This window comes from Paenibacillus sp. FSL H8-0457 (genome assembly GCF_038051935.1).
In the GTDB taxonomy this organism is placed as follows: Bacteria; Bacillota; Bacilli; order Paenibacillales; family Paenibacillaceae; genus Paenibacillus_AQ; species Paenibacillus_AQ lautus_A.
Window position 1 is genome coordinate 211624 of sequence record NZ_CP150293.1, and the last position, 13346, is coordinate 224969.

Consider the following 13346-nt stretch of genomic DNA (forward strand, 5'->3'; position numbering starts at 1 on the left):
GTTTAACGGACACCATAGACCTTATTTGCCGAAATCACGGCCATATTTGGAAATAGCGGACACTAGATCCGTTATTCAAGAATTTGTATAGGCAAATGCAGCCTTTTTGAAGGAATAACGGATCCTCGGTCCGGTAATTTTCGAAAAGTCCCTATTTTTCCTCGAATAAGGTCCTCTCGGTCCGTTAGCTGCTCTAAAGCAGCATGTAGCCATCGTATAACCATCGAAGTGGGCTCTAGAGGATCAGATGCAGATGCCATAGATAGTCGTACGATAACATACAGATGCCATACCATAGCCGTACGATTATAGGCAGATGCCATACCATAACCGTACGATTATAGGCAGATGTCATTCCATAGCCACACGATAACATACAGATATCATTCCACAGCCGTACAATAACCAGGTTTCACTCTAACGGGCCAGCCGGACCATAGGTTGCTGTTGCTGCTTTGAACTGTCGACAGCCATCCAAGCGCACCCCGAGGCCACTCACCGTGCGCACAGGCAAGGTGTATGCAGCCGCACAGCTGGTTCAGCTGCACCGTTACAGCACCTTCTCCAGAAAGCTGATCGTCCGCTCATGCTTCGGGCTGCCGAACACCTCTTCCGGCGGACCTTCCTCTACGATATACCCGCCGTCCATGAAGATGACCCGGTCCGCAACCTCGCGGGCAAACCCCATCTCATGCGTAACGATCATCATCGTCATGCCCTCGCGCGCCAGGTTCTTCATGACGCCGAGCACCTCGCCGACCATCTCCGGGTCCAGCGCCGAGGTCGGCTCGTCGAACAGCATGATGTCGGGATTCATCGCCAAAGCCCGGGCGATCGCCACGCGCTGCTTCTGACCGCCGGACAGCTGGCTCGGGAAAGCCTCCGCCTTGTCGGAGAGGCCTACTCGGTCCAGCAGCTTCAGTGCCGTGGCACGTGCCTCTGCGGCGTTTTGCTTGCCCAGCTCGACCGGGGCGAAGGTAATGTTCCTCAGCACGTTGAAGTGCGGAAAGAGATTAAAATGCTGGAACACCATACCAATGTTCTCGCGCGCCTTATTGATGTTCGTTTTAGGGTCATTGATATCCTGATCATGGACAAAGACCCTGCCAGCCGAAATTTCCTCCAGCCGGTTGATGCAGCGCAGAAAGGTGCTTTTGCCCGAGCCCGATGGCCCGATCACGCAGACAACCTCGCCTTCCTGGACTTGCATATCGATTCCCTTCAGCACCTCGTTCGTGCCAAAGCTCTTCTTCAGTCCTTCTATGCGGATTTTATCCATGACGCACCTTCCTTTCCAGACGGTCCGAAATTTTCGTCAGAATCGTGATCACGACCAAATACATGATGGCCACCACGAGCCAGATATCAAACGAGGCGAACGTTCTCGCAATGATGATCTTCCCGGATTGGGTCAGCTCGACCAGACCGATCACCGACAGGATGGACGTATCCTTCAGCGTGATCACCAGCTGGTTAATAAAGGTCGGAATCATGACTTTGATCGCCTGCGGAATGATGATTTTCATCATGGCTTTGCGGTATGGCAGTCCGAGTGAGCGGGCCGCCTCCAGCTGCCCGGGGTCAATGGATTGAATGCCGCCGCGAATAATCTCCGTGACATAAGCACCGGCATTCAAGCTCAGCGTCAGGACCGCTGCAACGATCGGCGACATCGTAAAGCCGAACGCCTGCGGAATGCCGAAGTAGATGAAGAAGGCAAGCACCAGCAGCGGAATGCCGCGGAAGATGTCCACGAATACGGTGGCGATGCCCCGGAGCCATCGATTGCGACCGACCTTCATGAAACCGAAGATCAGCCCTAAGAAAAACGCAAAAAACAGCGACACGATGGTCAGCAGCAGCGTATTGCCAAGGCCCTTCAGCAGGGAAGGCAGCGACTCTACGATCAGTCCCCAGCGGCTTTGATTCGGTGCGCTTACGGCATTCTCCCCGATATATTTTTCCTTAATGCGATCGTACTCTCCACTGGCCCTCAGGTTGATCAAGCCAGCGTTGAATTTCTGCAGGAGCTCCTGGTTCCGCCCCTTGCTGACGGCAAATCCATAGGAGGCGCCCGGCTCCATATCCGTAACGATCTTCAGTCCGTTGTTCTGTTCCACTCCATAAGCGAGGACGGGAAAATCGTCAAAGCAGGCAACGGAATTGCCGGTTTTGACATCGTCATACATTTGGGCCGAATCGTCAAAAGGCACGATGGTGAAGCCGTACTTGGAGGATATGGATTCCGCGAAGCTGTAGCCCTCCGTACCGGTTTTGACAGCAACCTTTTTCCCCCTTAAATCCTCATAGGATTTGATGGATTCCTGGTCCTGGCGGATGGCCATGACAACGCCCGAATCAAAATAGGGGTCGGAAAAATCGAATTTCTGCTTCCGTTCATCCGTGATACTCATGCCCGCGATGACGCCGTCCACCTGATTGGCTTCCAGCGCCTGAACCGCCGCATTGAAGCCGAGCGGCTTGATCTCGTATTTGAAGTTCTGGTCTTTCGCGATCGCATCCAGCAGATCCATATCGATGCCGACAAATTTGCCGCTCGCATCCTGGAATTCAAACGGGGCAAACGTAACGTCCGTTCCGATCTGATAGGTTTTGCCGGAGGCTGGCTCTCCCGCCGCGCTTACCGATCCATAGGGAACGCCAACGGCCATGAGGAGCAGCAGTGACATGAACACGTAGAATACACGCAATGATTTCATAATGACCTCCTGTTCTTAACACCGTGTAAGTTAGTTACCCATTAAGGCTTCCATGTTAAACAGCAGCTTCCGGCTTCATTCGGTATCTTATTTGGCTAAATAGCCAATCATGCCTAGAAATACCAATGAATTGGGCGTAAAAAATTTATTACAAGAAAAATATCAAAACGCTCCGATTCGGATGCAACATTTACCAATGCCCTCACGTTAGAAGGGTAAGGCAAGCATGGCAGCGATGCCAATATCGAAGGAGGCTGACAAAGATGAAAAGATGGGTCAAACAAGTAGGTTCTATCATGATTGCAGGCGCACTGCTGACTGGCAGCACGGCTTGGGTCGGGTTGAGCGGAGCAACCGAGGTGCACGCGGCGGAGGCAGCACAGCAAAACCTTCTTACCGTACTTGGTAAAGGCGAGATCTCGGTGAAGCCAGATATCGTTTATCTTTCCATCGGGGCAGAATCATATGCGGAAACCGCAAAATCCGCACAGAAGAGCAATGCGCTGAAAATGGATAAGATTACGAAGCTGTTGAAAGAAACCTGGAAGATCGACGACAAGGATATCAAAACCGAGCAGTTCTACGTACAGCCTAACTATACGTACTCCGATGAGAATGGACGTAAAGTGAAAAATTACACCGCCTATCATTCCCTGGAAGTTACGCTTCGCGATCTGAGCAAGGTCGGAGATCTGCTCGATGCAGCATCCGAAGCCGGCGCCAATTCTATTGGCAACGCCCGTTTCTCGGTTGAGAACCGCGATGCGTTCGAGGCTCAAGTGATTGATAAGGCGATGGCTAACGCAGACCTGAAGGCACAAGCGATGGCCAAGGCGTCCAAGCGTCAACTCGGTATCGTACTGAACATTGTGGAAGGTTCCGTTGGCGTAGATACCATCTATGGCCTCGAAAAAATGGCGATGGAGGCTCAGTCCACGGCAGCGGACGCGGGCGCAAACACCTCCGTGAAGCCGGGCGAGATCAAAATCACGACACAGCTGTACGTGCAATACCAGCTGAAGTAGTTCGCTGTAATCGACGCAGCATGCGAGAAAACCGTTCATTCCGGTCTTTATCGGGCGAACGGTTTTTTAGCATGTCATATAAAAAAATGAAATACCATTTTCCGGTGCCATATCCGGCCCTTCCCCTGTCGAAATACACAGAAAAGTGTTGTGTATAGGGGGAAAACGAGGTATAGTGAATATGCGAAAAACTGAACTTTGATCTAACGTTTAAAGCCATACCCATGGATATGGCTTTTTTTTCTTAGTAGAGACTTCTAACCGCCTCCACCCTTAAGAAACGGATTCTGCCAACCTGAGCATAACAGGCAGTAGGACCGTTTCTTCTTAGTGGAGAACGTTTTTGTGCATACTGGTAATAGGATGTACACATGGAAACGAACAGGTCACATTTTGAAGAAGGGGTTGATGCATGTGATTGAACTTGTCCAGATCGAGAAGCATTTTCAGGGACAAGCGGTCGTGCATCCGCTGTCGCTCTCCATTAAAGAAGGGGAATTCCTGACTTTGCTGGGCCCCAGCGGCTGCGGCAAAACGACGATTCTCCGAATGATAGCAGGATTCGAGCAGCCGACCGAAGGACAGGTATGGCTGGCGGGTCAGAATGTGACGGATATGCCTGCGAACAAGCGGGATTTGAATTTGGTATTCCAACACTATGCTCTGTTTCCGCATATGACCGTAGAAGACAATATCGCTTTTGGACTGAAAATGAAAAAAATGCCGCGCCAGCTCATCAAGGAGCGCGTGGACGAGGCTGTTGCGATGACGCAGCTGACCGCCTTGCGGGATCGCTTCCCGCACCAGTTGTCCGGCGGACAGCAGCAGCGCGTGGCCATTGCGCGCGCCATCGCCAACAAGCCGAAGGTGCTGCTGCTGGATGAACCGCTCGGCGCGCTGGATTTGCAGCTGCGCAAGAACCTGCAGTCCGAGCTCAAGCATTTGCAGCGGACGCTCGGGATCACGTTTGTCTATGTAACGCACGACCAAGAGGAAGCCATGATGCTGTCCGACCGGATCGTCATCATGAACCATGGACGGGTAGAGCAAATCGGCACGCCGCGCGAGATCTATGCGAGACCGCAAACGCTGTTTGCCGCCACGTTTGTAGGGGAGAATAACGTCTTCTCCTCGCCTGAGGGGCTTTTTGCCGTACGGCCGGAGAAACTCATTCCGCAGCGGGAATCGGGTGCCAAGAAGAGCGGCGTGATTGAGGATGTGCAGTACCTCGGCAGCGTTCATAAGCTGCTGGTCCAATTGGACGATGAGCCGATGAAGGTCACGATTGCCCTCGATATCTCGGATGACCATCCGTGGGAGGTTGGCGAACGGGTTGGGGTGAACTGGAACGCCAAGGATGAGGTGATCATCGGGCCATGAGGAAATCAAGGTTCCTGTTGACTCCGGTGCTGCTGTGGTTATCCCTGTTCCTGATCGTTCCGATGCTGATCGTGGTCGGCATTTCCTTTCTCTCGCGGGATTCGCTCGGGAATGTCGTGTTTTCCTTCAGTCTGGAAGGATACAAGACTTTTTTTGATCCATTATATTTGGGCATCTACTGGGATACCTTGGTACTGTCGCTGCTGACTACGGTGATCTGCTTGTTAGTCAGCTATCCTTTGGCCTATTATATAGCCAACGCTTCCCCGCGTATCCAAACCTGGGGATTGATTCTGATCACGGTTCCGTTCTGGATCAACTTTTTGATTCGAACCTATGCGTGGGTTCTGCTGCTCCGGACGCAAGGCGTGGTAAACAGCCTGCTGATGTGGGTTGGATGGATCGACGAGCCGATTCAGATGCTGTATACGTATGGCGCCGTACTACTCGGGATGGTGTATAACTTCATTCCGTTCATGGTGCTGCCGATTTACGTGGCCTTGGAGCAGATGGACAAACGTCTGCTGGATGCGGCCAGCGATCTGGGCGCTTCCAGATGGAAGGCATTTCGGCATATTACCCTGCCTCAGAGCAAGTCCGGCATCATGACGGGTGCGGTTCTGGTCTATGTATCGACTTCCGGAATGTTTGTCGTTACGGATATATTGGGAGGCGCCAAGTCCTCCATGATCAGCAATATCATTCAGCAGCAGTTCCTGGGTGCGCGCAACTGGCCCTTTGGAGCGGCGTTATCGGTTATTTTTGTGATTACGTCCCTGGTGCTGATCCTGCTCTTTAACCGGGCGATGCAAGCCCGCCATCAACGCGTAGGGGAGGGGAGATAAGTGAAAAAGAAGAATCACCCGCTGCTCGGGATTCACTCTTTCCTTATGATGGCTTTCATCTATGTACCCATCGTCATGATTATCATCTATTCCTTTAACGATACGCGGCTTAGCGGCAATTGGGAAGGCTTTACGATGGATTGGTATGTGTCGCTATTCCAGAATCGGCACGTGATGGAAGCGCTGATGAACAGTTTGACGGTGGCCGTCATCTCGACGATCGTTTCCACCCTGCTCGGTACCGCAGCGGCGCTCTCGCTTCGGAATTTGGGGCGTAAAGGCCGCAGCGGCATGAATGGCCTGCTGTATCTGCCGGTCATCATCCCGGATATTATTATGGGGCTGTCGCTGCTGGTGCTGTTCAGTCAACTGAACATGCCGCTTGGCAAGGCAACGGTGATCATCGCCCATATTACGTTCAGCCTGTCGTATGTCTATGTCGTGGTAACGGCCCGACTGTCGGGAATGGGCAAACAGCTGGATGAGGCTGCCCAGGATTTGGGCGCCACGCCTTGGCAAACGTTCCGGCACGTCACGCTGCCACAGATTGCACCGGGCATTATCTCCGGCGCATTGATTGCTTTCACGCTGTCGCTGGACGATTTTATGGTCAGCTTTTTCGTCGCCGGCCCAAGCTCAACCACGCTGCCGATCTATATATACGCTCAGGTGAAGCGCGGCATCTCGCCAGAGATCAACGCGCTGTGCACGCTGCTCATACTGGTCAGCATCACGCTGATCCTGTTAGCCCAATATATTCTTAACCGCGGCAATGGGCAGAAGAAACACAAAACATTACCGATCTAAGCGATAGAAACGCTTTTTTCGAAATAAAACTAAAACATGCAAGTGGAAAGAGAGGAGATATTGAATTGAAAAAATCAAGATGGACCCGCCTGCTGACGGCAGGCATGGTTGCGGTATTGTCTGTAGGACTGCTGGCCGGCTGCGGCTCGGATAAGGAGACGCTTCATATTTACAGCTGGGCGGATAACTTCGATCCCGAGGTGCTGAAGGACTTTGAGGAGAAGTTCGACGTGAAGGTAACCTACGACAACTACGCGAACAATGAAGACCTGCTGGCTAAGATCAAGGCTGGCGGCAGCGGTTATGACCTCATTCAGCCGTCCGATTATATGGTCAAAACGATGATTGAATCGGAGCTGCTTGAGCCGCTTGACATGAATAATATCCCGAACTTCGTCAATATTACGGATACTTTCAAAGATCCGTCTTATGACCCGGGTAATAAATATTCGATCGTATACACGTCCGGCGTAACGGGAATTGCATATAACAAGAAGTATGTGAAGGACGAAATTAACAGCTGGGAAGACCTCTGGAATCCGGAATACAAGGGCAAAGTCCTGCTTCTGGACGACAACCGGGAAATGATCGGCATGGCGCTGAAAAAGCAAGGGAAATCCAACAGCAGCACGGATGAGGCGGAAATCACGGCTGCATCCGATGAGCTGAAGACACTGCTGCCGAATGTCCTTGCGTTTGATACGGACAATATTAAGCAGAAGATGATTCAGGAGGAAGGCTGGATTGCCACGGTTTGGTCCGGAGACGCGGCGTTCATCGCGGCGGAGAATCCGGATGTAGCGTACGTGGTGCCTGAAGAAGGAGCGACCATATTCTCGGACAACTACGCGATTCCTAAAGGTGCGAAGAATAAGGAGCTGGCCGAAAAATTCATCAACTTCATGATGGAGCCCGAAGTCAGCGCCAAAAACTATGAATTTATCGGATACAGCAATCCGAACACCAAAGCGATGGAATTCCATAGCGAGGAATACCGCGCCAATACGATGATCAACCTGACGGAAGAGGAGCTGGGCCGTACCGAGTGGCTCGATAATGTCGGTGACTCGCTCTCCGTCTATGATCGTTTATGGACCGAACTGAAGAGCGGTCGTTAGTATAAGCTTCAGTTCTTCATATTTTTGTAATAAAGGTGGCCTGTCCCCTAAGGGGATGGGCTCTTTTTTTTGCAGGGCAGAATGAGACATTAGTCCCAAAGTGGGAAGAATTGGCCGATTTTCAGGAATTCCACCACAACTTCAGGATCCTTTTCGTTGTTATATATAAGGAGGTTGTATACCGTTTAGACCCGTTTTTTATAAATGGGGTATCCCAGAAAGGAAGAAACAGCTTGAGTGATCTGACGAGCATGGGGTTTATTGCTTTGATTGTTGCAGGAATCGCCGCTGTTTTATTTCTGAATTTTTTCAGGATAAGCGCGCTGCATCTGCTGCTGACGAGCATTCACAGTGCACTCGTTGGCATCGGTTTGATTCTTCTTGCTTACGTTGTCCAAGGCAGTGAATTACTGCTGCTTGCGGGTTCAAGCGCTCTCTTGTTCGGTGTGTTTCTTAGCGCAGCGGCGTTCGTCCGGAAAGAGTAATGAGAATGTGTAGGTCCTATGGCATGGAGTCAAAATTGTCATTCACTTTGTTACCAATACATTGAAAGCTTTCCTTATAATGATTAAGGGTAATAGATTAACAACTAACGGAAACTTAATTTAACAAAGGTGGAATTCTGATATGAATCCTAAATTTCGTGTATGTGCATCATTAATTGCAACTAGTGTCCTGCTTGGTAGTCTTGGTTTGAGCGGACAGGTCATCGATGCAAGCGCCGCTAAGGCACCCGTTTCCGCCAGCCAAAAAACGTCCAAAAATGAAGTTGTACTGAAATGGAACGGCAAAACCTTGTCACAAAAAGGTCTAGTGCTGCATGGGGTAACTTATGTGCCAGCGACCGCTTTGCGGGATGGTCTGGGGATGCCTCTTAAATATGATTCCAAAAACCGCACGTATACACTGGGTAACGGCTATAACAAGCTGAGCGCCGCCGTGTATGCTGCAAACGAAATCGGCATTCTGTTGAACGGCTCGTATGCCGGCGAGCCTGGCGGGCAGATCATCAATGGACGTCTGTATCTGCCGTTCAAAACGATCAGCGAATACATGGGCGTTCAGGGACAATGGAATCCTTCCTTGAAAACACTGAGCATGACACAGAAGAAGCTGAATGACATTACCATTAAATCGGTTGCGCTGAAGAAGAAAATTCAGGGCGTAGACGCTGTAGTGAACTATCCTGTAATCAGCGGACTCGAGAATGCGGAGGTCCAAGCCGAAATCAACAAAGTGTTGAAAGAAAATGCGTCCGGCGTAATCACCGGTGCGGAAGGAAACGCCGAGGAATTCCCGCCGTCGGAATCCAGTTTCCCTTACGAATTCAGCGGCGACTTCGTGGTCCATTACAACCAGAACGACATCTTGAGCATTACGGCGTACGATTATTCGTACACCGGTGGTGCCCATGGCATGACCTTCCGTAAAAGCTTCACGTTCTCCTTGAAGGACGGCAAGCAAATGAAGCTGGGGGATTTCATCAACATGCAGGGCAAGAACAAGCAGAAGCTGAACAACCTTGTGCTGAGCAAGATGAAGAAAGTGGGAGGTTATCTCGGCGGTTTTGAGGGAGTGCCTGCCGATGCCGACTTCTACGTGAAGGATAACGCGGCGGTGCTGTACTTCCAGCTTTATGAGTACACCGCCTATGCCTATGGATTTCCTGAGTTTGAGCTGAAGCTGAAAGAGTGGAAGTAAAGTATACGGTAAGTGGTTTGTGTAAACTGCCATCATTTATTTTCATACTATAGCTTGTTTAGATACATGATGTTGTCCTGATGTAACACTGTACTGGAACCAGTTGCGATAAATCCCCTGATCACTTGAGCGTGGAGCATATACTCCTGCGCCCTATGATCAGGGGATTTTTTGTGTATTTCACAATAGGCGTGCCCTTTTTCCCCTCCCCTCAAGTTAAGACAGGCCTTTTAGGAGGGGATGGCCTTACCGTCTTTATGTTTTATTGAAAAAATCGTACCGAAGTGAGAGTATCCTTGGAGGAGCAACGCGTTCGCCTTTGAAATCGGGAAACAACCTTTTTCAATTCATTCCAGTTTCCCGATTTCAACAGCGACCGAAGGGGATACTCTCACTATTTAGTACTCGAAGTTTTCAATGAATCCAGAGGATAAGAAAAGGCAGGCACCGGATAACGGCGCCTGCCCTTTACTTCATTTCTTTTATAAGCCTTGCGGCGGTGTGTTTTCCAGTACTTGATCGATCAGTCCATACTCTTTGGCTTCGTCAGCCGTCATGAAGTAGTCGCGATCAGTATCCTTCTCGATGCGCTCCAGCGGTTGGCCGGTGCGTTCGGACAGGATGCGGTTCAGCTTGTCGCGCATTTTCAGAATGCGGCGGGCACGGATCTCAATATCCGTGGCTTGACCTTGTGCGCCGCCGAGCGGCTGGTGAATCATAATCTCGCTGTTAGGCAGTCCGTAACGTTTGCCTTTAGCGCCTGCGTTGAGCAGGAATGCGCCCATGGAAGCAGCCATGCCGACACAGATCGTCGAGACGTCCGGCTTGATGAACTGCATCGTATCGAATATCGCCATACCTGCGGTAATGGAACCGCCAGGGCTGTTGATGTAAAGATGAATATCCTTCTCGGGATCCTCAGCCGACAAGAACAGCATTTGGGCAATGATGGAATTGGCGACCACGTCATTTACGTCGGAGCCGAGGAAGATAATGCGGTCTTTCAGCAATCTGGAATAGATGTCGTACGCCCGCTCACCGCGGTTGCTTTGTTCAACGACCATAGGTATAAAACTCACGTGGAAAACCTCCTCTTAAGTACCTCATATAAATACTGTTACCGTATTACCCACATGATAAACAATTTAAATCAAAAAGTCAAAGAAAGTCAAACTATTGAGTAAAAAAAAGAGCCGTTATGGGCACTTTAGGGTAATCAGTATAGAGAATAAATGTTATAATGGCGCGCCCGCGAGGAATCGAACCTCGATCTCAGGCTCCGGAGGCCTACGTCATATCCATTGGACCACGGGCGCACAAAAATCAGCAACGAAGTTGATTATACCGCATCTATTTCAAAAATACAATAGCGGACAAAACTTTGTTCCTATTATATAGACGAGCCGGTAGTTGGCCATAATGTATAAGAATGCCTGGGGTAGAGAAATATACTTTCGGACACTTGCAACCGGCATGATTATTGGTTAGAATAAGGGTGGGACTTAAAAAGTTTAACTGGGACATTTTACGACCAGGTAGGAGAGCCGAGACGAAGTTTGCAGGAGTGGAATGCATGCGTAACCTATTAGAAATACAAGAGCAACTTCTGCCGGATCTGATGGACACTCTTAAACGAAGGTATACCATCCTTCATCAGATCAAGTTGTCCGGAATTGTTGGCCGAAGAACACTGGCTTCATCGTTATCGATGACCGAGCGTGTTCTCAGAGCAGAGACTGATCTTCTGAAAGCGCAAGGGCTGATCGAGATTGAAACGCTCGGCATGCGGATCAGCGGCTCAGGGATATGCTTGCTGGAGGAGTTGGAACCGGTCATGAATGAGTTGTTCGGACTGGTTGAACTGGAAGAGAAGATTCGTCAGGCTTACGGGCTTCGTAAAGTGGTCATTATTCCCGGTGACAGCGAGTCATCTCCGGAAGTCAAACGTGAGCTTGGCCGGGCCGGAGCAAGAACGCTGCTTAACTTTGTCCAGGATGGAGATACGATTGCCGTAACAGGCGGCTCCACGCTCGCCGAAGTGGCAGAGCAGATGTCCTCTTTGCCTGGCGGCGAACCGTTGACAAGCACTTGGTTTGTGCCGGCGCGTGGCGGCCTCGGGGAGAGCATGGAGATTCAAGCGAACACCATTGCTTCCAAAATGGCTAAGCGCGTTGGGGCTGAGTACCGATTGCTTCATGTTCCGGATCTGCTCAGCGAGGATGCTTATCAATCGTTGGTTCAGGATCAGCACATCCAAGAGATCGTGGATGTGATCAGGCGCAGCCGCGTCATTATTCACGGCATCGGGGATGCCATGGAGATGGCCAGACGGCGGAAGCTGGATGAAGGCTCTATCCGGAACTTGCAGGCAGATGGCGCGATCGCGGAATCCTTCGGCTATTATTTCAGCGAAGATGGCGAAGTTGTCCACAAAATGCTTACCCTTGGACTCCGGCTTGAGGATATTATGCGGACAGAGACCATCATCGGCATTGCTGGAGGGAAAGGCAAGGGCAAAGCGATTCACGCGGTGCTGAAATTCGGGCACGAGGACATTCTCGTTACGGATGAAGCCGCGGCATTGGAAGTCGAGAAGGAAATTGACGCCGGCATCTGAGTCCGCGGGCGTACAACAGATTTTTCATTTTTGTTGTCTTGATTGGCTTAACAGCCAATCTTGAATATATAAATTTTACAAATATGGAGGGAACTACTCATGGTTAAAGTAGGTATTAACGGTTTTGGACGTATTGGACGTAACGTATTCCGCGCTGCGCTGAACAACAGCGAAGTTGAAATCGTAGCAATCAACGATTTGACGGACGTAAAAACGCTGGCACACCTTTTGAAATATGACACGACTCATGGCAGACTGAATGCAACTGTTGAAGCTAAAGAAGGCGCACTCGTTGTAAACGGCCGCGAAGTGAAAGTATTCGCTGAGCGTAACCCTGAAGCATTGCCTTGGGCTGAGTACGGCGTTGAAATCGTTGTAGAATCCACTGGTATTTTCACAGCGAAAGACAAAGCTTCCGCTCACTTGAAAGGCGGCGCTAAGAAAGTTATCATCTCCGCTCCAGCTACTGACGAAGATATCACCATCGTTATGGGCGTTAACGAAGACAAATACGATGCAGCTAACCATACTGTAATCTCCAACGCTTCTTGTACAACAAACTGCTTGGCTCCTTTTGCTAAAGTTCTTGACGAGAAGTTCGGTATCGTTAAAGGCATGATGACTACGGTTCACTCCTACACGAATGACCAGCAAGTGCTTGATCTTCCGCACAAAGACCTGCGTCGTGCTCGTGCAGCTGCTGAAAACATCATTCCATCCACAACAGGTGCTGCTAAAGCGGTTAGCCTCGTTCTGCCACAATTGAAAGGCAAATTGAACGGTATGGCAATGCGTGTACCTACGAAGAACGTTTCCGTAACGGACCTCGTAGTTGAGCTGTCCCAAAACGTAACCCTTGAAGATGTAAACGGAGCTCTGAAAGCAGCTGCTGAAGGCCCGCTGAAAGGCATCTTGAACTACTCCGAAGAGCCGCTTGTATCCAGCGACTACAATGGCGATCCAGCTTCTTCCACTATCGATTCGCTCTCCACTATGGTAGTTGGCGACAACATGGTGAAAGTTGTTTCTTGGTATGACAACGAGTGGGGCTACTCCAACCGTGTCGTTGACCTCGCTGCTTACATCGCAAGCAAAGGTCTGTAATTGATCTAGCCATTCAATCGAAGAGGAGT

General features: G+C 50.3%; 12 protein-coding genes and 1 tRNA gene. 9 read left to right on the forward strand and 4 right to left on the reverse strand.

Going from position 1 to position 13346, the window contains the following annotated elements; translation table 11 throughout:
- Positions 1-550: 550 nt before the first annotated feature.
- Together MHI43_RS01055 and MHI43_RS01060 are read right to left on the reverse strand one after the other, a co-directional pair.
- The gene (locus MHI43_RS01055) at positions 551-1279 is read right to left on the reverse strand and encodes an amino acid ABC transporter ATP-binding protein (protein ID WP_036664943.1); all 729 of its coding nucleotides are present in this window, start codon (positions 1277-1279) and stop codon (positions 551-553) included.
- Entirely contained in the window at positions 1272-2672 is a 1401-nt protein-coding gene (locus MHI43_RS01060; RefSeq protein ID WP_235201874.1) for an amino acid ABC transporter substrate-binding protein/permease, read from the reverse strand. Before MHI43_RS01060 ends, MHI43_RS01055 begins: the two co-directional genes overlap by 8 nt.
- 311 nt (positions 2673-2983) lie before the next feature.
- Between MHI43_RS01060 and MHI43_RS01065 the strand changes: the two genes are divergently transcribed.
- The 7 genes from MHI43_RS01065 to MHI43_RS01095 all read left to right on the forward strand — a co-directional run bounded on the left by MHI43_RS01065 (position 2984) and on the right by MHI43_RS01095 (position 9596).
- The gene (locus MHI43_RS01065; protein WP_036664940.1) at positions 2984-3745 is read left to right on the forward strand and encodes an SIMPL domain-containing protein; all 762 of its coding nucleotides are present in this window, start codon (positions 2984-2986) and stop codon (positions 3743-3745) included.
- Positions 3746-4153: 408 nt separating this feature from the next.
- Positions 4154-5125: an ABC transporter ATP-binding protein gene (locus tag MHI43_RS01070; protein WP_036664938.1), complete on the forward strand. Its 972-nt coding sequence runs from the start codon at positions 4154-4156 to the stop codon at positions 5123-5125.
- On the forward strand, positions 5122-5970 hold the full coding sequence (locus MHI43_RS01075; protein WP_036664936.1) for an ABC transporter permease: 849 nt from the start codon (positions 5122-5124) through the stop codon (positions 5968-5970). Before MHI43_RS01070 ends, MHI43_RS01075 begins: the two co-directional genes overlap by 4 nt.
- 45 nt (positions 5971-6015) lie before the next feature.
- Positions 6016-6777: an ABC transporter permease gene (locus MHI43_RS01080; RefSeq protein ID WP_176502558.1), complete on the forward strand. Its 762-nt coding sequence runs from the start codon at positions 6016-6018 to the stop codon at positions 6775-6777.
- A gap of 65 nt (positions 6778-6842) precedes the next feature.
- The gene (locus tag MHI43_RS01085) at positions 6843-7895 is read left to right on the forward strand and encodes a spermidine/putrescine ABC transporter substrate-binding protein (protein WP_009593633.1); all 1053 of its coding nucleotides are present in this window, start codon (positions 6843-6845) and stop codon (positions 7893-7895) included.
- Between the two features lie 233 nt (positions 7896-8128).
- Positions 8129-8380: a hypothetical protein gene (locus MHI43_RS01090; RefSeq protein WP_036665001.1), complete on the forward strand. Its 252-nt coding sequence runs from the start codon at positions 8129-8131 to the stop codon at positions 8378-8380.
- A gap of 142 nt (positions 8381-8522) precedes the next feature.
- The gene (locus tag MHI43_RS01095) at positions 8523-9596 is read left to right on the forward strand and encodes a DUF4163 domain-containing protein (protein ID WP_036664933.1); all 1074 of its coding nucleotides are present in this window, start codon (positions 8523-8525) and stop codon (positions 9594-9596) included.
- 482 nt (positions 9597-10078) lie between these two features.
- Here MHI43_RS01095 and clpP read toward each other — a convergent pair whose 3' ends face one another.
- Positions 10079-10675: an ATP-dependent Clp endopeptidase proteolytic subunit ClpP gene (gene clpP / locus MHI43_RS01100; protein ID WP_009593635.1), complete on the reverse strand. Its 597-nt coding sequence runs from the start codon at positions 10673-10675 to the stop codon at positions 10079-10081.
- A 162-nt stretch (positions 10676-10837) separates the two neighbouring features.
- Positions 10838-10912: transfer RNA gene (locus tag MHI43_RS01105), tRNA-Arg, on the reverse strand.
- A gap of 257 nt (positions 10913-11169) precedes the next feature.
- Here MHI43_RS01105 and MHI43_RS01110 point away from each other — a divergent pair.
- Together MHI43_RS01110 and gap are read left to right on the forward strand one after the other, a co-directional pair.
- Complete coding sequence (locus MHI43_RS01110; RefSeq protein WP_036664931.1) at positions 11170-12213, forward strand: sugar-binding domain-containing protein; 1044 nt, start codon at positions 11170-11172, stop codon at positions 12211-12213.
- Between the two features lie 99 nt (positions 12214-12312).
- On the forward strand, positions 12313-13317 hold the full coding sequence (gene gap / locus MHI43_RS01115) for a type I glyceraldehyde-3-phosphate dehydrogenase (RefSeq protein WP_009593640.1): 1005 nt from the start codon (positions 12313-12315) through the stop codon (positions 13315-13317).
- Positions 13318-13346 lie beyond the last annotated feature (29 nt).

Coding starts and splice junctions, on each gene's coding strand:
- MHI43_RS01055 (WP_036664943.1), bottom strand. CDS start 1,279: ATGGATAAAATCCGCATAGAAGGACTGAAGAAGAGCTTTGGCACGAAC.
- MHI43_RS01060 (WP_235201874.1), bottom strand. CDS start 2,672: ATGGCCGTTGGCGTTCCCTATGGATCGGTAAGCGCGGCGGGAGAGCCA.
- MHI43_RS01065 (WP_036664940.1), top strand. CDS start 2,984: ATGAAAAGATGGGTCAAACAAGTAGGTTCTATCATGATTGCAGGCGCA.
- MHI43_RS01070 (WP_036664938.1), top strand. CDS start 4,154: ATGCATGTGATTGAACTTGTCCAGATCGAGAAGCATTTTCAGGGACAA.
- MHI43_RS01075 (WP_036664936.1), top strand. CDS start 5,122: ATGAGGAAATCAAGGTTCCTGTTGACTCCGGTGCTGCTGTGGTTATCC.
- MHI43_RS01080 (WP_176502558.1), top strand. CDS start 6,016: ATGATGGCTTTCATCTATGTACCCATCGTCATGATTATCATCTATTCC.
- MHI43_RS01095 (WP_036664933.1), top strand. CDS start 8,523: ATGAATCCTAAATTTCGTGTATGTGCATCATTAATTGCAACTAGTGTC.
- MHI43_RS01110 (WP_036664931.1), top strand. CDS start 11,170: ATGCGTAACCTATTAGAAATACAAGAGCAACTTCTGCCGGATCTGATG.
- gap (WP_009593640.1), top strand. CDS start 12,313: ATGGTTAAAGTAGGTATTAACGGTTTTGGACGTATTGGACGTAACGTA.